21 protein-coding genes are annotated in these 22,959 nt (G+C 72.9%); 19 read left to right on the forward strand and 2 right to left on the reverse strand.

Annotated features, from left to right (window positions below; all coding sequences use genetic code 11):
• Positions 1-66: 66 nt before the first annotated feature.
• Positions 67-2,142 carry a glycoside hydrolase domain-containing protein gene (locus AC0B61_RS20455; RefSeq protein ID WP_471742117.1) on the forward strand — a complete coding sequence of 692 codons (2,076 nt, stop codon included), beginning with the start codon at positions 67-69 and terminating at the stop codon, positions 2,140-2,142.
• A 68-nt stretch (positions 2,143-2,210) separates the two neighbouring features.
• The gene (locus tag AC0B61_RS20460) at positions 2,211-3,350 is read left to right on the forward strand and encodes an FG-GAP-like repeat-containing protein (protein WP_471742118.1); all 1,140 of its coding nucleotides are present in this window, start codon (positions 2,211-2,213) and stop codon (positions 3,348-3,350) included.
• Between the two features lie 149 nt (positions 3,351-3,499).
• Here the strand turns inward: AC0B61_RS20460 and AC0B61_RS20465 are convergent, their stop codons facing one another.
• Together AC0B61_RS20465 and AC0B61_RS20470 are read right to left on the reverse strand one after the other, a co-directional pair.
• Positions 3,500-4,138, reverse strand: coding sequence for a TIGR03085 family metal-binding protein (locus tag AC0B61_RS20465; RefSeq protein WP_471742119.1), 639 nt, complete (start codon positions 4,136-4,138; stop codon positions 3,500-3,502).
• A gap of 23 nt (positions 4,139-4,161) precedes the next feature.
• Positions 4,162-4,731, reverse strand: a complete 570-nt coding sequence (locus tag AC0B61_RS20470; protein ID WP_471742120.1) for a hypothetical protein — start codon at positions 4,729-4,731, stop codon at positions 4,162-4,164.
• A 133-nt stretch (positions 4,732-4,864) separates the two neighbouring features.
• Here AC0B61_RS20470 and hisI point away from each other — a divergent pair, with 133 nt between their 5' ends.
• From hisI to AC0B61_RS20555, 17 genes are all read left to right on the forward strand, one after another.
• Positions 4,865-5,236, forward strand: a complete 372-nt coding sequence (hisI, locus tag AC0B61_RS20475; protein ID WP_471742121.1) for a phosphoribosyl-AMP cyclohydrolase — start codon at positions 4,865-4,867, stop codon at positions 5,234-5,236.
• A 73-nt stretch (positions 5,237-5,309) separates the two neighbouring features.
• Positions 5,310-6,833, forward strand: coding sequence for an anthranilate synthase component I (locus AC0B61_RS20480; RefSeq protein ID WP_471742122.1), 1,524 nt, complete (start codon positions 5,310-5,312; stop codon positions 6,831-6,833).
• A gap of 20 nt (positions 6,834-6,853) precedes the next feature.
• On the forward strand, positions 6,854-7,312 hold the full coding sequence (locus AC0B61_RS20485; RefSeq protein WP_471742123.1) for a Uma2 family endonuclease: 459 nt from the start codon (positions 6,854-6,856) through the stop codon (positions 7,310-7,312).
• A gap of 26 nt (positions 7,313-7,338) precedes the next feature.
• Positions 7,339-7,926 carry a TIGR02234 family membrane protein gene (locus AC0B61_RS20490; protein WP_471742124.1) on the forward strand — a complete coding sequence of 196 codons (588 nt, stop codon included), beginning with the start codon at positions 7,339-7,341 and terminating at the stop codon, positions 7,924-7,926.
• A 152-nt stretch (positions 7,927-8,078) separates the two neighbouring features.
• Positions 8,079-8,345, forward strand: a complete 267-nt coding sequence (locus AC0B61_RS20495) for an HGxxPAAW family protein (RefSeq protein ID WP_471742125.1) — start codon at positions 8,079-8,081, stop codon at positions 8,343-8,345.
• A 199-nt stretch (positions 8,346-8,544) separates the two neighbouring features.
• Positions 8,545-8,988 (forward strand): DUF2752 domain-containing protein, encoded by a 444-nt coding sequence (locus AC0B61_RS20500; protein WP_471742126.1) that lies wholly within the window; start codon positions 8,545-8,547, stop codon positions 8,986-8,988.
• Positions 8,989-9,247: 259 nt separating this feature from the next.
• Complete coding sequence (gene trpC / locus AC0B61_RS20505; protein WP_471742127.1) at positions 9,248-10,054, forward strand: indole-3-glycerol phosphate synthase TrpC; 807 nt, start codon at positions 9,248-9,250, stop codon at positions 10,052-10,054.
• 9 nt (positions 10,055-10,063) lie between these two features.
• Positions 10,064-10,213 (forward strand): tryptophan biosynthesis modulator TrpM, encoded by a 150-nt coding sequence (gene trpM / locus AC0B61_RS20510; RefSeq protein WP_400923159.1) that lies wholly within the window; start codon positions 10,064-10,066, stop codon positions 10,211-10,213.
• A gap of 51 nt (positions 10,214-10,264) precedes the next feature.
• Positions 10,265-11,515, forward strand: a complete 1,251-nt coding sequence (gene trpB / locus AC0B61_RS20515; protein ID WP_471742128.1) for a tryptophan synthase subunit beta — start codon at positions 10,265-10,267, stop codon at positions 11,513-11,515.
• A 2-nt stretch (positions 11,516-11,517) separates the two neighbouring features.
• Positions 11,518-12,330 (forward strand): tryptophan synthase subunit alpha, encoded by an 813-nt coding sequence (gene trpA, locus AC0B61_RS20520; RefSeq protein WP_471742129.1) that lies wholly within the window; start codon positions 11,518-11,520, stop codon positions 12,328-12,330.
• Between the two features lie 239 nt (positions 12,331-12,569).
• Complete coding sequence (locus tag AC0B61_RS20525; protein WP_471742130.1) at positions 12,570-12,803, forward strand: hypothetical protein; 234 nt, start codon at positions 12,570-12,572, stop codon at positions 12,801-12,803.
• Between the two features lie 108 nt (positions 12,804-12,911).
• The gene (locus AC0B61_RS20530) at positions 12,912-13,460 is read left to right on the forward strand and encodes a MauE/DoxX family redox-associated membrane protein (RefSeq protein ID WP_471742131.1); all 549 of its coding nucleotides are present in this window, start codon (positions 12,912-12,914) and stop codon (positions 13,458-13,460) included.
• Between the two features lie 69 nt (positions 13,461-13,529).
• On the forward strand, positions 13,530-14,393 hold the full coding sequence (locus tag AC0B61_RS20535; RefSeq protein ID WP_471742132.1) for a DsbA family protein: 864 nt from the start codon (positions 13,530-13,532) through the stop codon (positions 14,391-14,393).
• A gap of 142 nt (positions 14,394-14,535) precedes the next feature.
• On the forward strand, positions 14,536-15,549 hold the full coding sequence (gene lgt, locus AC0B61_RS20540) for a prolipoprotein diacylglyceryl transferase (RefSeq protein ID WP_471742133.1): 1,014 nt from the start codon (positions 14,536-14,538) through the stop codon (positions 15,547-15,549).
• A gap of 146 nt (positions 15,550-15,695) precedes the next feature.
• Positions 15,696-16,433, forward strand: coding sequence for a VIT1/CCC1 transporter family protein (locus tag AC0B61_RS20545; RefSeq protein WP_471742134.1), 738 nt, complete (start codon positions 15,696-15,698; stop codon positions 16,431-16,433).
• Positions 16,434-16,870: 437 nt separating this feature from the next.
• Positions 16,871-21,472: a glutamate synthase large subunit gene (gltB, locus tag AC0B61_RS20550; RefSeq protein WP_471742191.1), complete on the forward strand. Its 4,602-nt coding sequence runs from the start codon at positions 16,871-16,873 to the stop codon at positions 21,470-21,472.
• On the forward strand, positions 21,465-22,925 hold the full coding sequence (locus tag AC0B61_RS20555; RefSeq protein ID WP_471742135.1) for a glutamate synthase subunit beta: 1,461 nt from the start codon (positions 21,465-21,467) through the stop codon (positions 22,923-22,925). The genes gltB and AC0B61_RS20555 overlap by 8 nt, the downstream gene beginning before the upstream one ends.
• Positions 22,926-22,959 lie beyond the last annotated feature (34 nt).

The following is a 22,959-nucleotide window of genomic DNA, read 5'->3' on the forward strand; positions in this document are numbered from 1 at the left end:
CGCGCGCAGCCCTGCCCGGATCCCGACCCGGGCGGCTCCGCCCTGCCCGTCTCCTTGGAGAGATCCGTGAACCACCACCGTCTGAGGGGTGTCGCCGCGCTCGCCGTGGCGGCCGGTGCCCTCACCGCCGCCCTGCCGATGGGCCCGGCCGCCCAGGCGGCCGAGCGCGGCGCCGCCGATCCGGCCGTCGCCGCACAGAGCGTCAAGACCGTGACGTACCAGGGGCTTTCGTTCCAGGTGCCGTCGAGCTGGCCGGTGGTCGACCTGGCCCAGGCGCCCGGCACCTGCGTCCGGCTCGACCGGAACACCGTCTACCTCGGCCACCCCGGCACCGACCAGAACTGCCCGACCCACCTGATCGGGCAGAAGGCGGACGCGCTGGTCGTCGAGACCTTCGCCGGCGCCGCCGAGCGGGCCGACCTCCCCACCGTCGCGGTCCCCGCCGGCCACGGCGTCCCGGCCCTGCCGGACAGCGCCGGCCTGGAGGCGCGGGTGGCCTTCGAGGGCGCCGGCGTCTATGTGACGGCCAGTCACATCGCGTCGTCCACAGCTGCCGTGCAGCGCGTCCTCGCCTCCGCCTCGATCGGCGGCGGCGCCACCGCGGCCCCGGCGCCGCAGCCGTCGAAGGCCGTGCCCGGCGCGCTCGCCGCGGCCGCCGCACCCGCCGAGGCGACGGCGGCCGCGTCGGCGACGCCGAGCACCGGCTACACCGGCAAGGCGTTCGACGCCTGCGCCGCCCCCTCCTCCGGCGCGATGGCGGACTGGTCCTCCTCGCCGTACCGGGGCGTGGGCATCTACATCGGCGGCCCGACCCGGGTCTGCGCGCAGAACAACCTCAGCGCGTCGTGGGTGGCGCAGCAGAGCGGCGCCGGCTGGCACCTGCTGCCCATCTACGCGGGCACGCAGGCCGCGGGGATCTCTTCCTCGGACGCCGAGGGCCAGGGCCGGGCCGCGGCGGACGCCGCCGTCTCGCTGGCCAGGAGCCTGGGCTTCACCACCTCCACGGTGCTCTACGTCGACATGGAGGCCTACTCCGCCGGCTACCGCACCAACGTGCTCAACTACCTGTCGGGCTGGACGAGTCGGCTGCACGAGCTCGACTTCCGCTCCGGCGTCTACAGTTCCTCGTCCAGCGGGATCAAGGACATGGTCGCCGCGTACAGCTCGTCCGGCTTCGACCGCCCCGACGTGGCATGGGCCGCGAACTGGAACAACGCCGCGGACACCGACGACAGCTACATCCCGGCCGGGTACTGGTCCAACCACCAGCGCGTCCACCAGTACGCCGGCGACGTCACCGAGTCGTACGGCGGAACCACCCTCAACATCGACCGGAACTACGTCGACGTCGCTGCCAAGGCCTCGACGGACGACCCCGGGATGACGAACCTGACGGCGGGTGACTTCAACGGTGACGGGAAGAAGGACCTGGTCGCGGTGGAGGTGTCGACCGGCAAGCTGTGGTCGTACCCGGGGACCGGGACGGGGACTTTGGGGAGCCGGGTGATGATCGGTTCCGGTGGCTGGAACGGGATGAGCAACCTGGCCGTCGGCGACCTGAACCATGACGGTCGGGACGACATCGTGGCGACCGAGAAGTCGACCGGCAAGCTGTGGCTGTACCCGGGGACGGGCAGTGGTCTGGGTGACCGGGTGGAGATCGGTTCCGGTGGCTGGAACGGCATGAACAACACGGCCGTCGGTGACTTCAACGGTGACGGCAAGGCCGATGTGGTGGCGACGGAGACGTCGACGGGCAAGCTGTGGCTGTACCCGGGGACGGGCAGTGGTCTGGGTGACCGGGTGGAGATCGGGTCCGGCGGCTGGAACGGGATGAGCAAGATCGTCAGTCCCGGCGACATGAACAAGGACGGCCGGGACGACCTGGTGGCGACCGAGGTGTCGACCGGCAAGCTGTGGCTGTACCCGGGCACTGGCAGTGGTCTGGGCGACCGGGTGGAGATCGGCTCCGGTGGCTGGAACGGGATCTCCGACTACGCGGGTGCCGACTTCGACGGTGACGGCATCGGCGACCTGGCGGCGGTCGAGTCCGCCCCCGGCGAGACCGGCAAGCTCTACCTCTACAAGGGCACCGGCAGCGGCCTGACCTCCCGCACCGAGATCGGCTCCGGCGGCTGGTGAGCCGCGCAGCGCAACGACGCAGTCCCGAATCCACGTCCGTCCGCACCGACTTCAGGGGGAGAACACCCATGTCCGCACAGACCCGTATCCGCAAGAGCGTTGCCGTCTTCGCACTGAGCCTCGCCCCGCTCGGCCTCGCCGGCACGGCCGGCGCCGCCTCGGTCAGCACCTGGGACAAGGTGGCCGCCTGCGAGAGCAGCGGCAACTGGTCCATCAACACCGGGAACGGCTACTTCGGTGGCCTGCAGATCTCCGAGGACAACTGGCAGCACTACGGCGGTACCCAGTACGCGGCCTATCCGCACCAGGCGACCAAGGAGGAACAGATCCTGATCGCCGAGAAGATCCTCGCCGACCAGGGGGCCGGCGCGTGGGGGTGCAGCCCCGGCACCGGGCTCTCGACCGACCACGCGGACCCGTACCCGGCCGGGCCGTCCGACCCCGGGATGACCAATCTGACGGCGGGTGACTTCAACGGTGACGGCAAGAAGGACCTCGTCGCGGTGGAGGTGTCGACCGGCAAACTGTGGTCGTACCCCGGGACCGGGACCGGGGCCCTGGGGAGCCGGGTGATGATTGGTTCCGGTGGCTGGAACGGGATGAGCAACCTGGCCGTCGGCGACCTGAACGGTGACGGCGGCGACGACATCGTCGCGACCGAGAAGTCGACCGGCAAGCTGTGGCTGTACCCGGGCAACGGCCACGGCGTCGAGGGCCGGATCGAGCTCGGCAGCGGCGGCTGGAACGGCATGAGCAACACGGCCGTCGGCGACTTCAACGGCGACGGCGTGGCCGACGTCGTGGCGACCGAGAACTCGACCGGCAAGCTCTTCCTCTACCCCGGCCTCGGCGGGGCCCTGGGCAGCCGGGTGGAGATCGGATCCGGTGGCTGGAACGGGATGAGCAAGGTCGTCAGCCCCGGCGACATGAACAAGGACGGCCGGGCCGACCTGGTGGCGACCGAGAAGTCGACCGGCAAGCTGTGGCTGTACCCCGGCACGGGCAAGGGTGTGGGCGACCGGGTGGAGATCGGCAGCGGCGGCTGGAACGGCATCTCCGACTACGCCGGTGCGGACTTCGACGGTGACGGCATCGGCGACCTGGCGGCGGTGGAGTCCGCCCCCGGCGAGACCGGGAAGCTCTACCTCTACAAGGGCACCGGCAAGGGCCTGGCCGCCCGCACCGAGATCGGCTCCGGCGGCTGGTGACCGAGGGTCGGACGAGACCGCTCCGCTAGCAGGGTCCGGCACGACGGACCCGCCAGTGGGGGGACACCGGTGGTGGTGGGACACCGGGGGACACCGGTGAGGGGAGGCCGGGCCTGCGCGGCGGCGCAGGCCCGGCCTTCTCCGTTGCCTCAGGGCAGCGGCAGGACGTGCTGCAGGGCCTCCACGGCGTCGGGGGCGCCGTCCACGTCGAGGGTGGTGCGGGCGCCGCGGCCGAAGGCGAAGAGGACGAGTTCGCCCGGGTCGCCGGTGAGGCGGACGGTGGGGGAGCCGGCCGGGCCGACGGTGACGGACTGGCCGTCGGGGCGCTGCAGGACCAGCCGGACGGGGGAGCGGCGGCCGGCCTCCAGACGGGCGATCATCGGCAGCCGCCGCCACAGGGCCTCGGCGCGGCCGGGCGGCACCGGCTGGGGCGTCCAGTCGTCGGCTGCCCGCAGGACGTCCTCGGCGTGGACGAAGTACTCGACGGTGTTCGCCGCCTCGTCCGCGCCGGGCAGGGCGAACGGGGAGTAGACCGGCGGGCCGGAGCGGAACAGTCGCACCAGTTCCTCGTACGGCCGGGCGGCGTAGCCGTCCTGGACCCGCTTCGTCCAGCCGGCCAGGGCGCCGATCCGGATGCCGGGCGCCGCGTCGGGGCGGTGCTCGCGGATCACCAGGTGGGCGGCGAGGTCCCGGGTGGTCCAACCGGCGCAGAGGGTGGGGGCGTCGGGGCCGGCGGCGGCCAGGAGCTCGGTGAGGCGGTGGCGTTCGGCGAGGGCGTGGTTCGACATGGACGCAAGCCTAGGGCCCGGCCCTAGGGGTGGAGGTGGCCGGTGAGTTTGGGGCCGCCCTGCTTGTTGCTCGCGGTGAGGGTGCAGGTGTAGTCCCGCCAGCCCTGTTGGTAGTTGGCCATGGCGGGGCCGAACTGCCGCCCGTAGTAAGCCTTACCGTCGGTCTGCCGGGCCTTGGCGGCGGCCTCGGCCTCCTTGCAGCCCTCCCGCATGGCGAGGGCGATCGGGATCTCGCCGGCGAGGTCGTCGGCCAGTTTGAGGTCGGCGATCACCTCGCCGTCGTGGTCGCCGGCGCAGGGGCGTTCCTCGGCCTTGGTGATCACCGGGCTCAGTTGGGGGTGGTCGAAGCAGGTGCCGACCGCGAAGAAGGCGTACGGCGGCTGCGGCGCGGTGGGGGTGGGCGTCGGCGTGGGGGTCGGTGTCGGGGTGGCCGTGGGGGTGGGCGGGGGCGGTGCGGCGGCCGGCTTCCGGTCGTCCGGCCAGAGCACCGCGGTGGCGACCACCGCGAGCAGGGCGACCAGCACGGCGACGACGGTGAGGACCAGGCCGCGGGAAGGGCGGGCGGCGGCTGCGGGCGGCTGCTCGGAGGTCATGGCCACGAGGATGGCCCACGCAGGGCCCGCCCGGCAGGCGGTTGGCCGAACTCGCCCCGTACGGGCGGACGGTCGGGGCCGGAGATCGGGCGGGCCCCGCCGGGACGGCCGGGCGGGCTGACACAATGGCCCCATGTCCACCACACCCGCCACTCCCGGCAGCACCGCCCTGGCCCCCGAGATCGCCGCCCGCCTCAAGCACACCGAGGACGGCCTGGTCCCGGCCATCGCGCAGCAGTACGACACCGGCGAGGTGCTGATGCTCGGGTGGATGGACGACGAGGCGCTGCACCGCACCCTCACCACCGGCCGCTGCACCTACTGGAGCCGCAGCCGTCGCGAGTACTGGGTCAAGGGCGACACGTCCGGCCACGTCCAGGCGGTCAAGTCGGTCGCACTGGACTGCGACGGCGACACCCTGCTGGTCAGGGTCGACCAGAGCGGCGCGGCCTGCCACACCGGCGACCGGACCTGCTTCGACGCCGACGTGCTCCCGCTCTCCTGACCCACCCCCCCAGATCCCGAAGATCCCGAAGATCCAGAAGATCCCGACAGAACTCGAGAAGGTGCCGCCCCGCATGGACCTCGAAGCCTTCCGCAAGCTCGCCGTCGACACCCGGGTCATCCCGGTCACCCGCAGGCTTCTGGCGGACGGCCTCACCCCGATCGGCCTTTACCGCAGCCTCGCGCAGGAGCGGCCCGGCACCTTCCTGCTGGAGTCCGCCGAGCAGGGTCGCAGCTGGTCGCGCTACTCCTTCGTCGGGGTGCGCAGCGCCGCCGCGCTCACCGCCGGCCCGGACGGCGACGCCCGCTGGCTCGGCACCCCGCCGGTCGGCATCCCCACCGGAGGCGACCCGCTGGAGGTGCTGCGTGCCGCGCTGGAGGCGCTGCACACTCCGCGCCACGAGGACGACGGCCTGCCCCCGCTCACCGGCGGCCTGGTCGGCTACCTCGGCTACGACATCGTCCGCCGGCTGGAGAAGCTGCCCGACCTCAACCCGGACGACCTGAAGCTCCCCGAGCTGACCATGCTGCTGGCCACCGACCTCGCGGTGCTCGACCACGTCGACGGCACCGTGCTGCTGATCGCCAACGCCGTCAACCACAACGACCGGGCCAGCGGCGTGGACGAGGCCCACGCGGACGCGGTGGCCCGCCTGGACGCGATGGAGGCCGACCTGCTCAAGCCGGTCGACCCGGGCCTGGCCACCTTCACCCCGGCCGGCCCCGGCGAGGTCCGCTCGCCCTTCGGCGGCGAGCCGTACCGGGCGGCCGTCGAGGTGATCAAGGAGCGGATCCGGGCCGGCGAGGCGTTCCAGGTGGTGCCCTCGCAGCGCTTCGAGGCGCCCTGTCCGGCCTCGGCGCTGGACGTCTACCGGGTGCTGCGCACCACCAACCCCAGCCCGTACATGTACCTGTTCCGCTTCCCCGGGCCGGACGGCACCGCCGAGGGCGGCTTCGACGTGGTCGGCTCCAGCCCGGAGGCGCTGGTCAAGGTCACCGACGGCGAGGCGATGCTGCACCCGATCGCCGGCACCCGGCACCGCGGCGCCACCCCGCAGGAGGACGCGGGGCTGGCCGCCGAACTGCTCGCCGACCCCAAGGAGCGGGCCGAGCACCTGATGCTGGTGGACCTCGGCCGCAACGACCTCGGGCGGGTCTGCGAGCCGGGCAGCGTCGAGGTCGTCGACTTCATGCAGGTCGAGCGCTACAGCCACGTGATGCACATCGTCTCCACCGTCACCGGCAAGGTCGCGCCGGGGCGCACCGCCTTCGACGTGCTGACCGCCTGCTTCCCGGCCGGCACCCTCTCCGGCGCGCCCAAGCCGCGGGCGATGCGGATCATCGAGGAGCTGGAGCCCACCCGCCGCGGCCTGTACGGCGGCTGCGTCGGCTACCTGGACTTCGCCGGGGACTCCGACACCGCGATCGCGATCCGGACGGCGGTGCTGCGCGACGGCACCGCGTACGTGCAGGCCGGCGCGGGCGTGGTCGCCGACTCGGACCCGCACGGCGAGGACACCGAGTGCCGCAACAAGGCGGCCGCCGTGCTGCGGGCCGTCGCCACCGCCAATACGCTGCGGAGGCCGGAACTGTCCTGAGGCGCGAGGGAGGCGGCCGGATGCCCGAGGTGCCGTACGACGAGCTGCGCTGGGCGGTCGTGCTGAGCGCGGCCGGGCAGTTCGGCGACCAGCCGGCGGGCCACGGCCGGGTGCTGTCCGGTGTGGCGCTCGACTTCCCGGCGGCGCCCGGCGGCCTAGCCCCGGACCTGGTGGTGCTCGCCCCGGGCGCGGCGCGGAGCGAGCGGGGCCGGTTCGGCGCGACCGCGGTCGAGGCGGTGCTGGAGGTGGCCCGGCCCGGCCTGGCGGAGGCCGGGCGGGTGTACGCGGACGGCGGCGTGCCGCTGTACGTGGTGGTCGACCCGGCGGCGGCCGTCTGCACCGTGCACACCGCGCCGTCCCCCGAGGGGGTCTACCGGGAGGCCGAGCGGGTGCCGTTCGGCAATGACCTGTTCCTCCCGCTGGGCGGGCGGACGGCGGTGCTGCGGACCGACGTGTTCCCCACCCCGGGTACGGGCTGAGGCACCGGTCGGGGGATAGTGGTCGGGTGAGTGCTGACCAGACCCCCGCCCCCGCCGCCCCCAGCCGCCGCACCCTCGGCGTGATGCTGCTGCTGACCGTGCTGAGCGCCGTGCTGGTGCTGACCGCGGCCGGGCGGACCTGGGCGGAGGGCCGGGCCGGCACCCTGGACGTCTCCGTCACCGGCGGCGGGATCTCCGAACTGCCCGGCGGGCTGGCCCTGGTGGGCCTGGCCGCGGCCGTCGCGGTGTTCGCGGTGCGCGGCGCCGGCCGGCTGGCGGTCGGCGCGCTGACCCTGCTCGCCGGGATCGGCGCGGCCGCCGCCGCGGCCGCCGGGGCGGGCGACACCGCCGCGCTGGACAGCGAGGCCGCCCGCAAGCTCGCCCTGACCGGCTCGGCGGCCACCGAGATCTCGCACACCGCCTGGCCGTGGGTCGCCGTGGTCGGCGGCCTGCTGCTGGCCCTCGCCGGGCTGGTCACCCTGCGCCACGGCCGCCGCTGGCCGGCCATGGGCAGCCGCTACGAGGCGCCGACCCGCAAGGCCCCGGCCAAGGCCGACACCCCGGGCGACCTGTGGAAGGCGCTGGACCGCGGCGAGGACCCCACGGCCGGCTGAGGCCCCGCGGCCACCCGCCGCGCCCATGTGACGCGATAGACCCGCCACCCGCTTTGGGCGGTCCGTGTGTGGCCCGGCACAATGGAACCCGTCAACCCGCCGGCGGCCCCGCAGGCCCGGCCGGGCCCCGAGAGCCAAGGAGCAGCATTCAGATGGCAGCAGCAGCACACGGCCACACCCCCGCCGCCTGGACCGGCGTCGTCATCTCCTTCGTCGGTTTCGGCATCGCGGGTGTCGCGATGATCCTGCCGTCGGTGCTGCTCGTCTGCGCCGGCCTGGCGGTCGTGCTGGTCGGCGGCATCGTCGGCAAGGCCATGTCGATGGCGGGCATGGGCCGGCAGCCGAGCACCAACGTCTACACGTCGGCCGACGAGCAGGTCCAGGCCCGCGAGGCCCGCGCCGCCGTCGCCGCCGCCTGACGACCGGTTCCCGCACGAGGCGCCTCCGGTTCAGGAGGCGCCCGCCGTACGAGAGGACGTCCGCGCGGGAGAACGCCCGTACGAGAGGACTTCCGTACGGCGCGGTTCCGTACGACACGCCTTTCGCACAACCGAACGGCGGGCGCGCCGCGCCCGCCGTTTCGTCGTCTCCGGGCCCGGCCGCGGGCAGAATCGGGGCGTGAACGCAGCCCCCACCACCGCCTCCGCCCCGCCGCCCGTGCTGCGCCGACTGGGCCCGCCGCTGGCCGCGCTGGCGGCGGTGGCCGCCCCCACCGCGTACCTCGCCGTGGTGGACCCGAACACCCCCGGGCACTACCCGGACTGCCCGTTCCTCACCGCCACCGGCTGGTGGTGCCCCGGGTGCGGGGGGTTGCGCTGCGTCCACGCGCTGACCCACCGGGACCTGACCAGCGCCCTGCACGACAACGCCGCCGCCGTCCTGCTGTTCGGCGTGCTGGCGGTGCTCTGGCTGCGCTGGGCCTGGGCCGCGCTGACCGGCGGGCCGCCGCCCAGGGTCACCGTCGGGGGCCGGCGGTGGATGCTGGTCATGCTGCTGGTGCTGGTGTTCACCGTGGTGCGCAATTCGCCGGTCGGGGCGGGTCTGGCACCGCTGCTGGTCTGATCCGGCCGCCGCACCGCCGCTCCCCGGCCACCGATCCGGCTCGCCCCGACCCTCCCCGCGCCGCGCCGGCACCGCTCGGGTGCGGGTGGAGAACCGGTGAATCCGCAGTTGAGGGCCGCCGGAGCGGACGTCCGCTCCGCGAGACGCGGTCCGGGCGGTGCGCCCCGCACCCCCGGGTGCCGATACCATCGAAGGGCCGGCGGGCTGCTGCCCGCCCGGCTCTCGCCGGCCAACTGGCAGAAAAGATGGGGGCTCCTGAGTGAGTGTGCTCGACTCGATCATCGAAGGGGTCCGCGAGGACCTCGCCGAGCGGCAGGCCAGGGTCTCCCTGGACGAGCTGAAGGCGCTCGCCGCGAAGGCCCCGGAGGCCAAGGACGGCGTGGCCGCCCTCAAGGGCGACGGCGTCCGGGTGATCTGCGAGGTGAAGCGCTCCAGCCCCTCCAAGGGCGCCCTGGCCTCGATCGCCGACCCGGCCGCCCTGGCCCGCGACTACGCGGCCGGCGGGGCCGCCGCGATCAGCGTGCTGACCGAGCAGCGCCGCTTCGGCGGGTCGCTGGCCGACCTGGACACCGTCCGCGCCGCGGTGGACACCCCGCTGCTGCGCAAGGACTTCATCGTCACCGCCTACCAGCTGTGGGAGGCGCGCGCGCACGGCGCCGACCTCGCGCTGCTGATCGTCGCTGCCCTCGACCAGCCGGCCCTGGTGTCGCTGATCGAGCGCGCCGAGTCGATCGGCCTGACCCCGCTGGTCGAGGTGCACGACGAGGAGGAGGTCAGGCGCGCGGCCGACGCCGGGGCGCGGATCATCGGCGTCAACGCCCGCAACCTGCGGACCCTCGAGGTCGACCGCAACACCTTCGAGAACGTGGCCCACGCCATTCCGAGCGGCATCGTCAAGATCGCCGAGTCCGGGGTCCGCGGCCCGCTGGACGTGATCAACTACGCCAACCTGGGCGCTGACGCGGTGCTCGTCGGCGAATCCCTGGTGACCGGCAAGGACCCGCGCGCCGCGGTCGCCGACCTGGTCGCCGCCGGGGCCCACCCCGCCGTCCGGCACAAGGACTGACCCGGCCCGATGAAGATCGCCTCCCGACTCGCCCCCGGCTGCCGCCCACGCGGCTGCCGCGCGCCCGCGCGCCGGGTGCTGGGGCGTCGGGTGCGGTACGTGATCGGCTGCGAGCCCGGGCAGGTACCGGGGCGGCGATGGCGCGTGACGCGCGGCTGAGACCGGCCGACCAGACGTCACCGTCATCCGAACCTCCCCAAGGGAAACCACATGTCCGAGAAGGACTACCTGCCCGGTGCCCAGGTACCGGACGCGCGCGGCTACTTCGGCGCGTACGGCGGCCGCTTCATCCCCGAGGCGCTGGTCGCCGCGGTCGAGCAGGTCGCCGAGGAGTACGAGAAGGCCAAGACCGACCCGGCCTTCACCGCCGAACTCGACGCCCTGCTCAAGGACTACACCGGGCGTCCCAGCCCGCTGACCGACGTGCACCGCTTCTCCGCCGAGGCGGGCGGCGCCCGCGTCCTGCTCAAGCGCGAGGACCTGAACCACACCGGCTCGCACAAGATCAACAACGTGCTGGGCCAGGCCCTGCTCACCAGGCGGATGGGCAAGACCCGGATCATCGCCGAGACCGGCGCCGGACAGCACGGCGTGGCCACCGCCACCGCCTGCGCCCTGTTCGGCTTCGACTGCACCATCTACATGGGCGAGGTCGACACCCGGCGCCAGGCGCTGAACGTCGCCCGGATGCGGATGCTCGGCGCCGAGGTGGTGGCCGTCACGTCCGGCAGCCGCACGCTGAAGGACGCCATCAACGAGGCGTTCCGCGACTGGGTCGCCAACGTGGACTCCACCCACTACCTGTTCGGCACCGTCGCCGGGCCGCACCCGTTCCCGATGATGGTCCGCGACTTCCACCGGGTCATCGGCGTCGAGGCGCGGCAACAGGTCCTCGACCGGACCGGGCGGCTGCCCGACGCCGTGGTCGCCTGCGTGGGCGGCGGCTCCAACGCGATGGGCATCTTCCACGAGTTCATCCCGGACGCCGGCGTCCGCCTGATCGGCTGCGAGGCCGCCGGCGAGGGCGCCGACACCCCCAAGCACGCCGCCACCCTCACCAAGGGCGACCCGGGCGTGCTGCACGGCTCCCGCACCTACGTCCTGCAGGACGAGGACGGCCAGACCATCGAGTCGCACTCGATCTCGGCCGGCCTCGACTACCCGGGCGTCGGCCCGGAGCACGCCTGGCTGAAGGACACCGGCCGGGCCGAGTACCGCCCGGTCACCGACGACGCCGCGATGCAGGCCCTGCGGCTGCTGTCCCGCACCGAGGGCATCATCCCGGCCATCGAGAGCGCCCACGCGCTCGCCGGGGCCCTGGAACTCGGCCGCGAGCTCGGCCCGGAGGCCACCATCCTGGTCTCCCTCTCCGGGCGCGGCGACAAGGACATGCACACCGCCGCCGAGTACTTCGGCCTGTACGACGAGCCGGGCGCCGGCTCCGCCAAGGGGGGTAACTGACCATGGGTGCTTCGAAGCTCAGCGGCATCCTGGCCGCCGCCAAGGCGGAGGACCGGGCCGCGCTGATCGGCTACCTGCCGGCCGGCTTCCCGACCGTCGACGGCGGCATCCGCGCCATTGACGCGCTGCTCGAGGGCGGCTGCGACGTGGTCGAGGTCGGCCTGCCGCACTCCGACCCGGTGCTCGACGGCGCCGTCATCCAGACCGCCGACGACATCGCACTGCGCGGCGGCGTGCGGATCAAGGACGTGCTGCGCACCGTCCAGGAGGCCGCCTCGGCGCACCCCGAAGCGGCGGTGCTGGTGATGACGTACTGGAACCCGGTCGACCGCTACGGCCCGGCGCGCTTCGCCGCCGACCTGGCGGCCGCGGGCGGAGCCGGCTGCATCCTGCCGGACCTGCCGGTGGAGGAGTCGCAGGAGTGGCGCAAGGCGGCGGACGCGCACGGGCTGGACACCGTGTTCGTGGTCGCCCCCAGCAGCAAGGACACCCGGCTGGCCGAGGTGACGGCGGCGGGAAGCGGATTCGTCTACGCGGCCGCGGTGATGGGCGTGACCGGCACCCGGTCCGCGGTCGGCTCGCTGGCCGAGGACCTGGTCGCCCGCACCCGGGCCACCACGGACCTGCCGGTCTGCGTCGGGCTGGGCGTCTCCGACGCCGAGCAGGCGGCGCAGGTCGCGCGGTTCGCGGACGGCGTGATCGTGGGCTCCGCGTTCGTGAAGCGGATCCTGGACGCCGGCGACGACGAGGCGGCGGCGCTGGACGCCGTGCGCGCGCTGGCCGGTGAGCTGGCGGCGGGCGTGCGCAGGCGCTGACGCGGTCGAGAACGGTCGGTCGACGGCCCGCCACTCCCCGGGGAGTGGCGGGCCGTCGGCTTCGGGCGGGGCGCGTCGGCTTCGGGGCGTCGGCTTCTGGGCGCGTCGACTTCGGGGCGCCCCGAACGAGTGAACCGTCGCGGGCACACGCACCAGCCGCGGTTGACCGGCGTTGAGTGGAGGGACGAGTGCACGAACGAGGTGCGCGGAGGTAGCGGAGCGAGCGAAGGGGTGAGCCGGTGCGAGGTTTCCATCGGGCCGTTCTGCTGCGGGCGGCGGCCGCCGCGCTGGCTCTGGGCGCCGCCGTCGGGGCGCACACCGAGGTGGGGCAGGCGCTGGCCAAGCGGGGTGCCGAGCGGGCGGAGCGGGAGGCGGTCGCCTGCGCCGAGGCGGCCCGGTGGGATGCCGCCGAGCGGGCGGAGCGCGGGTACTCGGAGCTGTTCGACCCGGGGCGGATGCCGGGCTGTCGCTGACGTACGGGTGTTCGTCCGATTCGGACAGACCGTCACCTAGCATCACCCGTCCGGCTTAATTCCTGAATACGGAGGAACCCCCCTTCCTCCCTTACGGTTCATCAGGAAGTGAACGAGTTTCCCGAGGGGGGTTCCCTGATGGCCGGCCCGGCAGCGCAGCCCGGTGAGCCGGCGCCCACGCCGCGGGCGCGGCGGCCGGTGCCGGCCTGGAGCGACTGGCTCGGCACGGCCGCACGGCTCGGCCTCGCGGTGGTCTGGGGCTGGGCCGGACTGGCCAAGATCGCCGACCCGGCGGAGGCCGCCCAGGCCGTCCGCGCCTACGAGATCCTGCCCGAGAGCCTGGTCAAACCGATCGGCTACGGCCTGCCCTTCCTGGAACTGGCGCTCGCCCTGCTGCTGCTGATCGGCCTCGGCGTCCGGCTGGTCGCCGGGGTCTCCGCGTTGCTGCTGCTCGTCTTCATCGCCGGGATCGCCTCCGCCTGGGCGCGCGGCATCTCGATCGACTGCGGCTGCTTCGGCGGCGGAGGGCACGTCGACGAGTCCCAGACCGCGTACCTGCAGGAGATCCTGCGCGACACCGGGTTCCTGTTGCCGGCCGGGTGGCTGCTGTGGCGGCCCCGTACCCGGCTCTCGGCGGACGGCTGGCTGGCGAGCTGACCCTCCGGCCCCGCCGCACACCCCCACCCCCGCACCCGACGAAGGCCCCCGACCGTGGATGTCAAGGCAATGAGCGAGAAGAACCGAGAAGGCAAGCGCACCGCCCGCGAGCGGATGCTGGAGCAGCGGGAGGCCGAGGAGGCCTCCTCCCGGCGCAGGAAGAAGCTGATCGTCGGCGGCGCCGTGCTCGCGGTGATCGCCGCCGCCGTGGTCGTCGGCGTCGTGGTGCAGAACCAGCGCTCCAAGCCGGAGACCCCGACGGCGGCCCCCGCCGGGACCATCGGCGACAAGAACCTGGTCATCCCGGTCGGCGCCGGCAACGCGCCCTCCGTGCTCACCGTCTACGAGGACCCGCGCTGCCCCGCCTGCGGCAGCTTCGAGCGCGAGTTCTCGGCGAGCGTCGACCAGTTGGAGGACGCCGGCAAGGTCTACACCAACTACCACATCGTGTCGTTCATCGACCGGGCCGTGCCGGGCAAGGGCTCCAAGACCGGCGCCAACGCGCTGGCCTGCGCCCAGGAGGCCGGGCACTTCCGGGACTTCCACGACGTGCTCTACCGCAACCAGCCGGACGAGACCAGCGACGCCTTCGGCAACAAGGCCGTCCTCCTCAACCTGGCCAAGCAGGTCGACGGCCTGGACACGCCGGAGTTTCAAGCCTGCGTCAACGACGACAAGTTCGGCGGCTGGGTGTCCTCGGTGCAGCAGGACTTCGACAAGTCCAGCTACAAGTCCACCCCGACCGTGCTCCTCAACGGCCAGCCGATCTACCCGAAGAACGGCAACGACGAGATCACCCCGGCGAACCTGGCCAAGTGGGTGGACGCCGCCAACCAGGGCAAGCAGCTGGGCACGGCCGGCTCGCACGGGCAGACCCCGGCGCCGACCAGCGCCGCCTCGGAAGCCAACAACCCCTCGCCGGCCGCCGGCTGAACCCCGCCCCCGGGCGTGGACCGGCCGCCGCCCCCTCCCCGTCCGGAGGGGGCGGCGGCCGCTCCGCGCCCGTCGCTGTTCGGAATCTGTGACCCCGGGGGTGTCCGACCGGGGCCACCGACCCTGTAGCGTCGGAACCGCCATGGATATCGCCTACATTCCCAGCCCGTCGCGGGGCGTCCTGTACCTCGGACCGATCCCGCTGCGCGCCTACGCCTTCTGCATCATCCTCGGTGTCGTCGTCGCCGTCTGGCTCGGCAGCAAGCGCTGGGTCGCCCGGGGCGGTGCCCAGCACACGGTCGGTGACATCGCCGTGTGGGCCGTGCCGTTCGGCCTGGTCGGTGGCCGGCTGTACCACGTGATCACCGACGGTGGCCGGCTGTACTTCGGCGAGGGGCAGAACCCCTGGAACGCCCTCAAGATCTGGGAGGGCGGCCTCGGCATCTGGGGCGCGATCGCGCTGGGCGCCGTCGGCGCCTGGATCGGCGCCCGCCGCCGCGGCGTGCCGCTGCCCGCCTACGCCGACGCCATCGCACCGGGCATCGCGCTCGCGCAGGCGATGGGCCGCTGGGGCAACTACTTCAACCAGGAGCTGTACGGCCGCGAGACCACGCTGCCGTGGGGCCTGGAGATCGACAAGACGCTGCCCAGCGGCGAGGTCGTGAAGGGCGTCTACCACCCGACCTTCCTGTACGAGTCGCTCTGGTGCGTCGGCGTCGCCCTGCTGGTGATCTGGGCGGACCGCCGCTTCAAGCTCGGCCACGGGCGGGCGTTCGCGCTGTACGTGGCCGCGTACACGGTGGGCCGGTTCTGGACCGAGTGGCTGCGGATCGACGAGGCGCACGTCTACTTCGGCCTGCGCCTGAACGACTGGGTGTCCATCGCGGTGTTCCTGGCCGCCGTGGCGTACCTGGTGATCGTCGGCAGGAAGCGGCCCGGCCGGGAGGACCCGGCGAGCATCGACCCCGCCGTGCACCCGGGCGAGGCCGGCGACGGCGGGACGGCGGACGCCGGGGCCGGGACTGAGGCCGAGGAGAAGGCGGACGGCACGGCCGAGAAGGACGCGGACGGGAAGAAGTCTGCCCGGTCCGTGGCCGAGGAGTCGGCCGTCGTGGTCGCCGACAAGGCCGTCGAGGACGCCAAGAACCCGATCTGACCTGGGAACTCCCCCGGCTGAGGCCACCCTTCGCGAGGCTTGCGAAGGGTGGCCTCAGTGGTGTTCGGACAGCCTTACTTTGCTGGAAATGCCCAGGTCAGGAGGGCTACGTTCAGGACGGACGAACAACGACGGAGGGGAAGACCATGAGTACGACCACCCTGGAGCCCGAGGCCGGACACCAGCCCCGGATACCCGCGGCCGGCCACCACCGGGACGTCAACGGCGGCTGGCTGCGCCCGGCCGTGTTCGGTGCCGTGGACGGGCTGGTGTCCAACTTCGCGCTGATGACCGGTGTGGTCGGCGGCGCGGTGTCCCACGGCACCGTGGTCCTGACCGGCCTGGCGGGCCTGGCGGCCGGCGCCTGCTCGATGGCGGCGGGGGAGTACACCTCGGTGGCCTCGCAGCGGGAGCTGGTGCAGGCCGAGATCGAGGCCGAGCGGCTGGAGCTGAGCCGCAACCCGCACGGCGAGCTGGCCGAACTGGCCCAGCTGTACGTCTCGCGCGGGGTGGACCCGGACCTCGCCCACGAGGTGGCGCGGCAGCTGTCCGCCGACCCGGAGCTGGCCCTGGAGGTCCACGCCCGCGAGGAACTGGGCGTCGACCCCACCGACCTGCCCTCGCCGCTGGTCGCGGCCGGGTCGTCGTTCCTCTGCTTCGCGCTCGGCGCGCTGCTGCCGCTGCTGCCGTACCTGCTGGGCGCGACCACGCTGCTGCCCGCCCTGGCGCTGGCGGCGGGCGGGCTGTTCCTGTGCGGCGCGGTGGTGGCGCGGGTGACGGCGCGCAGCTGGTGGTTCAGCGGGCTGCGGCAGCTGGTGCTCGGCGGGGCCGCGGCCGGGGTGACCTACCTGCTCGGCCTCCTCATCGGCGGCCACGTGGGGTGATCCCCGCGAGTCCGGGGGGCCGAAAGCGTGCATGACTATGCTGCGCAGCGCGTGACGTTTCACACATGGGCGCCCTGCGGCGCCTGGCCTAGTCTCACCATCCGGGCCGCGGGGCCGCGGATTCGCATCCCCCGACGGGCTGCCGGAATGGATTCGCAGGCGGCCATGATCGGCTTCTGTGGCGATCCGGTTTCGCCCCTGTTTCGGGCGGGGGGCGGTTGGGCACAATCGTCGGGACGCGCACTGTGGCGCGTCCTTCCCCACACACCCGCTGACCTGCGCGTCGTCCCGCCATGTGGACGGGATATTCCGCTTTTCGGGATCGTGGGCATCATGTAACTTGCACGACACCGCACCACCGCATCAGGGCCAACGTCGTCCCTACTGCACCACCTTGCCGAAAGACGACGACGGGAGAGCCGATGCTGCCTGCATCCATGCACTCCGCCAACGAGCCCCAGGCCGGCGCCGCCCGCCCGCCGTACGCGCTCGTGCCGGATGCGCGACCTGCTGCTCAGGGCCTGTACGACCCGCGAAACGAGCACGACGCCTGTGGCGTCGGTTTCGTCGCCACGCTGACCGGCATCGCCGACCACACCATCGTCGAGCAGGCGCTGAACGTCCTGCGCAACCTGGAGCACCGCGGCGCCACCGGCGCCGAGCCGGACTCCGGCGACGGCGCCGGCATCCTCACCCAGGTCCCGGACGCCTTCCTGCGCGGCAAGGTCGACTTCGAGCTCCCGGCGGCCGGCTCCTACGCCGTCGGCATCGCCTTCCTCCCGGACGAGGACGCCACGGCCGCCGCCGCCGTCGCACAGATCGAGGCCATCGCGGCCGAGGAGGACCTGACCGTCCTCGGCTGGCGCGACGTCCCGGTCACCCCCGACCTGCTCGGCGCCACCGCGCGCAGCGTGATGCCGCGCTTCCGCCAGCTCTTCCTGGCCCACGGCGAGAAGGCCGGCATCGAACTGGACCGGACCGCCTTCGTGGTCCGCAAGCGGGCCGAGCGCGAGGCCGGGGTCTACTTCCCGTCGCTGTCCGCCCGCACCATCGTCTACAAGGGCATGCTGACCACCGGCCAGCTGGAACCCTTCTTCCCCGACCTGTCGGACCGCGCCTACGCCTCCGCGCTCGGCCTGGTGCACTCCCGGTTCTCCACCAACACCTTCCCGAGCTGGCCGCTCGCCCACCCGTACCGCTTCGTCGCGCACAACGGCGAGATCAACACGGTCAAGGGCAACCGCAACTGGATGAGCGCCCGCGAGTCCCAGCTCGCCACCGACCTCATCCCCGCCGACCGGAACGGCCGCGGCCTGGAGCGGATCTTCCCGGTCTGCACCCCCGACCACTCCGACTCCGCCTCCTTCGACGAGGTCCTGGAGCTGCTCCACCTCGGCGGCCGCTCGCTGCCGCACTCGGTGCTGATGATGATCCCGGAGGCGTGGGAGAACCACGCCACCATGGACCCGGCCCGCCGTGCCTTCTACCAGTACCACTCCAACCTGATGGAGCCCTGGGACGGCCCGGCCTGCGTCACCTTCACCGACGGCACCCGGATCGGCGCCGTCCTCGACCGCAACGGCCTCCGCCCGGCCCGCTACTGGGTCACCGAGGACGGCCTCGTCGTGCTCTCCTCCGAAGTCGGCGTCCTCGACCTCGACCAGCAGAAGGTCGTCCAGAAGGGCCGCCTGCAGCCCGGCAAGATGTTCCTCGTCTGCCTCGACGAGAACCGCATCGTCCCCGACGAGGAGATCAAGGCCGCCCTCGCCGCCGAGCACCCCTACGAGGAGTGGGTCACCGGCGGGCAGATCCAGCTCGCCAAGCTGCCCGAGCGCGAGCACATCGCCCACACCCACGCCTCCGTCACCCGCCGCCAGCAGACCTTCGGCTACACCGAGGAAGAACTGCGCGTCATCCTCGCGCCGATGGCCCGCACCGGCGGCGAGGCGCTCGGCTCGATGGGCACCGACTCGCCGATCGCCGCGCTCAGCGAGAAGCCGCGCCTGCTGTTCGACTACTTCGTGCAGCTCTTCGCGCAGGTCACCAACCCGCCGCTGGACGCCATCCGCGAGGAACTCGTCACCTCACTGCTCTCCAACCTCGGCCCCGAGGGCAACCTGCTGGCCGCCGACGCCGCCGCCTGCCGCTCGGTCGGCATCACCTTCCCGGTGATCGACAACGACGAACTGGCCAAGCTCGTCCACATCAACGCCGACGGCGACCAGCCCGGCCTCAAGGCCGTCACCCTCTCCGGCCTCTACAAGGTCGCCACCGGCGGCGAAGGCCTGGCCACCCGCCTGGCCGCGATCGCCGCCGAAGCCGACGCCGCGATCGCCGACGGCGCCCGGATCATCGTGCTCTCCGACCGGCACTCGGACGCCGAACACGCCCCGATCCCCTCGCTGCTGCTCACCTCCGCCGTCCACCACCACCTCATCCGCACCAAGCAGCGCACCCAGGTGTCGCTGCTGGTCGAGGCCGGCGACGTCCGCGAGGTGCACCACGTCGCGCTGCTGATCGGCTACGGCGCCGGCGCCGTCAACCCGTACCTGGCCATGGAGTCCGTCGAGGACCTCGTCGCCCAGGGCGTGTTCATCGAGGGCGTCGAGCCCGAGCAGGCCATCAGGAACCTGATCAAGGCGCTCGGCAAGGGCGTGCTCAAGGTGATGTCCAAGATGGGCATCTCCACCGTCGCCTCCTACCGCGGCGCCCAGGTCTTCGAAGCCATCGGCCTCTCCCCGGACCTGGTCGACGGCTACTTCGCCGGCACCACCACCAAGCTCGGCGGCATCGGCCTCGACGAGATCGCCAGGGAGACCGCCGCCCGGCACGCCAAGGCCTACCCGGCCTCCGGCATCCCCGCCGCGCACCGCGCGCTGGAGATCGGCGGCGAGTACCAGTGGCGCCGCGAGGGCGAACCGCACCTGTTCGACCCGGACACCGTCTTCCGGCTGCAGCACTCCACCCGCAACCGCCGGTACGACATCTTCAAGCAGTACACCGACCGGGTGAACGAGCAGTCCGCCCGCCTGATGACGCTGCGCGGCCTCTTCGAACTGAACGGCCTCGGCCGCGAGCCGATCCCCGTCGACGAGGTCGAGCCGGTCACCGAGATCGTCAAGCGCTTCTCCACCGGCGCCATGTCCTACGGCTCGATCTCCCGCGAGGCGCACGAGACCCTGGCCATCGCGATGAACCGCCTCGGCGGCAAGTCCAACACCGGCGAGGGCGGCGAGGACCCCGACCGCCTCTACGACCCGGAGCGCCGCTCGGCGATCAAGCAGGTCGCCTCCGGCCGCTTCGGCGTCACCTCCGAGTACCTCGTCAACGCCGACGACATCCAGATCAAGATGGCCCAGGGCGCCAAGCCCGGCGAGGGCGGCCAACTGCCCGGCCACAAGGTCTACCCGTGGGTCGCCAAGACCCGGCACTCCACCCCCGGCGTCGGCCTGATCTCGCCGCCGCCGCACCACGACATCTACTCCATCGAGGACCTCGCCCAGCTGATCCACGACCTCAAGAACGCCAACCCGGCGGCCCGCATCCACGTGAAGCTGGTCTCCGAGGTCGGCGTCGGCACGGTCGCGGCCGGCGTCTCCAAGGCGCACGCCGACGTCGTGCTGGTGTCCGGACACGACGGCGGGACGGGCGCCTCGCCGCTCACCTCCCTCAAGCACGCGGGCGGCCCCTGGGAACTCGGCCTCGCCGAGACCCAGCAGACCCTGCTGCTCAACGGGCTGCGCGACCGCATCGTCGTCCAGACCGACGGCCAGCTGAAGACCGGCCGCGACGTCGTCATCGCCGCGCTGCTCGGCGCCGAGGAATTCGGCTTCGCGACCGCCCCGCTGGTCGTCTCCGGCTGCATCATGATGCGCGTCTGCCACCTGGACACCTGCCCGGTCGGCGTCGCCACCCAGAACCCGGTGCTGCGCGAACGGTTCTCCGGCAAGCCCGAATTCGTCGTCAACTTCTTCGAGTTCATCGCCGAGGAAGTCCGGGAGATCCTCGCCTCGCTGGGCTTCCGCACGATCGAGGAAGCCGTCGGCCACGCCGAACACATCGACGCCCGCGCCGCGATCGACCACTGGAAGGCCGCCGGGCTCGACCTCGCCCCGCTGTTCCACGTGCCGGCGCTGCCGGACGGCGCCCCCCGGCACTGCACCACCACCCAGGACCACGCACTCGACAAGGCCCTGGACAACCAGCTGATCACGCTCGCCGAGGACGCCCTGGAGCGCGGCGACACCGTCCGCATCCAACTGCCGATCCGCAACGTCAACCGCACCGTCGGCACCATGCTCGGCCACGAGGTCACCAAGCGGTACCGCGGCGAAGGCCTGCCCGAAGGCACCATCGACGTCACCTTCACCGGCTCCGCCGGACAGTCGTTCGGCGCGTTCCTGCCCCGCGGCGTGACGCTGCGGCTGGAGGGCGACGCCAACGACTACGTCGGCAAGGGCCTGTCCGGCGGCGTCGTCATCGTCCGCCCGGCCCGCGAGGCCGCCGCCATCGGCAACGACGCGCAGAACCACGTCATCGCCGGCAACACCATCGGCTACGGCGCCACCTCCGGCCGGATCCATCTCCGCGGCAAGGCCGGCGAGCGCTTCGCCGTCCGCAACTCCGGCGCCACCCTCGTCGTCGAGGGCGTGGGCGACCACGGCCTGGAGTACATGACCGGCGGCCGGGTCGTCATCCTCGGCGAGACCGGGCGCAACCTCGCGGCGGGCATGTCCGGCGGCGTCGCGTACGTCCTGGACCTGCGCCCCGCCAACGTCAACGACGGCATGGTGGGCATCGAGGCCCCGACCGCCGCCGACCGCGACTGGCTGCGCGACACCGTCCAACAGCACTACGAGGAGACCGGCTCCACCGTCGCCGCCGAACTCCTGGCCGACTGGGGCAGCGGGGTCTCCCGCTTCTCCAAGATCATGCCGACCGACTACAAGGCCGTGCTCGCCGCCAAGGACGCCGCGGAGCGCGATGGCCTCTCCGAGGCCGAGACCACCCGCAAGATGATGGAGGCAGCACATGGCTGACCCCAAGGGCTTCCTGACCACGCCCAAGCAGCCGGCCGAGCGCCGACCCGTGGACGTCCGCCTGCGGGACTGGAACGAGGTCTACGTCGAACGCAGCCTCCTGCCGATCATCAGCAAGCAGGCCGGCCGCTGCATGGACTGCGGCATCCCGTTCTGCCACAACGGCTGCCCGCTCGGGAACCTCATCCCCGAGTGGAACGACCTCGCCTACCGGGACGACTTCGTCGGCGCGATCGAGCGGCTGCACGCCACCAACAACTTCCCGGAGTTCACCGGCCGCCTCTGCCCGGCGCCCTGCGAGTCCGCGTGCGTCCTCGGCATCAACCAGGACGCGGTGACCATCAAGAACGTCGAGGTCACCATCATCGACAAGGCCTGGGACCGCGGCGGCGTCACCCCGCAGGTGCCGGAGCGGCTGTCCGGCAAGACCGTCGCCGTCGTCGGCTCCGGCCCGGCCGGCCTGGCCGCCGCCCAGCAGCTCACCCGGGCCGGGCACACCGTCGTCGTGTACGAGCGGGCCGACCGCATCGGCGGCCTGCTGCGGTACGGCATCCCCGAGTTCAAGATGGAGAAGCGCCACATCAACCGCCGCATCGAGCAGATGCGCGCCGAGGGCACCCGGTTCCGCACCGGCGTGCACGTCGGCGAGGACATCACCGGGCAGCAGCTGCGCGAGCGCTTCGACGCGGTCGTCGTCGCCGCCGGCGCCACCACCGCCCGCGACCTGCCGGTGCCCGGGCGCGAACTCAAGGGCGTCCACCAGGCCATGGAGTACCTGCCGCTGGCCAACAAGGTGCAGGAGGGCGACTTCGTCGAGGCGCCGATCAGCGCCAAGGGCAAGCACGTCGTGGTCATCGGCGGCGGCGACACCGGCGCGGACTGCGTCGGCACCGCCCACCGGCAGGGCGCCCGGTCCGTGACCCAGCTGGAGATCATGCCGCGCCCGGGCGAGGAGCGGCCCGCACACCAGCCGTGGCCCACCATGCCGATGACGTACAAGGTCACCTCCGCGCACGAGGAGGGCGGCGAGCGGATCTACTCCGTCAACACCACCCACTTCACCGGCGACGAGGACGGCAACGTCCAGGAACTGCACCTCGTCGAGGTGGAGTTCAAGGACGGCCGGTTCGAGACCGTCCCCGGCACCGAGCGGGCCATCCCGGCGCAGCTGGTCACCCTGGCCATGGGCTTCACCGGCACCGACGTGAAGAACGGGCTGGTCGAGCAGCTGGGAGCCGACCTCGACGCCCGGGGTAACATTGCCCGCGACGGCCGGTTCGCCACCAATGTCGATGGCGTGTACGTCTGCGGAGACGCCGGCCGGGGCCAGTCGCTGATCGTCTGGGCCATCGCGGAAGGCCGTTCGGCCGCCGCCGCGGTGGACACGTACCTGGGCGGCAAGTCCCCGCTTCCCGCCCCGATCCGACCCACGGACCGCCCCCTGGTGGTCTGACGGTCCGACCGGCCCCCCGAACCCCCGGCGCCGC

The sequence above is a fragment of the Kitasatospora sp. NPDC023385 genome (assembly GCF_055664045.1).

What these genes read in the sequence shown, in the direction of transcription:
- gltB (WP_471742191.1), top strand. Translation starts at nt 16,871, where the DNA reads ATGCACTCCGCCAACGAGCCCCAGGCCGGCGCCGCCCGCCCGCCGTAC.
- trpB (WP_471742128.1), top strand. Translation starts at nt 10,265, where the DNA reads ATGTCCGAGAAGGACTACCTGCCCGGTGCCCAGGTACCGGACGCGCGC.
- AC0B61_RS20460 (WP_471742118.1), top strand. Translation starts at nt 2,211, where the DNA reads ATGTCCGCACAGACCCGTATCCGCAAGAGCGTTGCCGTCTTCGCACTG.
- AC0B61_RS20555 (WP_471742135.1), top strand. Translation starts at nt 21,465, where the DNA reads ATGGCTGACCCCAAGGGCTTCCTGACCACGCCCAAGCAGCCGGCCGAG.
- AC0B61_RS20485 (WP_471742123.1), top strand. Translation starts at nt 6,854, where the DNA reads ATGCCCGAGGTGCCGTACGACGAGCTGCGCTGGGCGGTCGTGCTGAGC.
- AC0B61_RS20495 (WP_471742125.1), top strand. Translation starts at nt 8,079, where the DNA reads ATGGCAGCAGCAGCACACGGCCACACCCCCGCCGCCTGGACCGGCGTC.
- trpM (WP_400923159.1), top strand. Translation starts at nt 10,064, where the DNA reads ATGAAGATCGCCTCCCGACTCGCCCCCGGCTGCCGCCCACGCGGCTGC.
- trpA (WP_471742129.1), top strand. Translation starts at nt 11,518, where the DNA reads ATGGGTGCTTCGAAGCTCAGCGGCATCCTGGCCGCCGCCAAGGCGGAG.
- lgt (WP_471742133.1), top strand. Translation starts at nt 14,536, where the DNA reads ATGGATATCGCCTACATTCCCAGCCCGTCGCGGGGCGTCCTGTACCTC.
- AC0B61_RS20535 (WP_471742132.1), top strand. Translation starts at nt 13,530, where the DNA reads ATGAGCGAGAAGAACCGAGAAGGCAAGCGCACCGCCCGCGAGCGGATG.
- AC0B61_RS20470 (WP_471742120.1), bottom strand. Translation starts at nt 4,731, where the DNA reads ATGACCTCCGAGCAGCCGCCCGCAGCCGCCGCCCGCCCTTCCCGCGGC.
- AC0B61_RS20480 (WP_471742122.1), top strand. Translation starts at nt 5,310, where the DNA reads ATGGACCTCGAAGCCTTCCGCAAGCTCGCCGTCGACACCCGGGTCATC.
- hisI (WP_471742121.1), top strand. Translation starts at nt 4,865, where the DNA reads ATGTCCACCACACCCGCCACTCCCGGCAGCACCGCCCTGGCCCCCGAG.
- AC0B61_RS20465 (WP_471742119.1), bottom strand. Translation starts at nt 4,138, where the DNA reads ATGTCGAACCACGCCCTCGCCGAACGCCACCGCCTCACCGAGCTCCTG.
- AC0B61_RS20545 (WP_471742134.1), top strand. Translation starts at nt 15,696, where the DNA reads ATGAGTACGACCACCCTGGAGCCCGAGGCCGGACACCAGCCCCGGATA.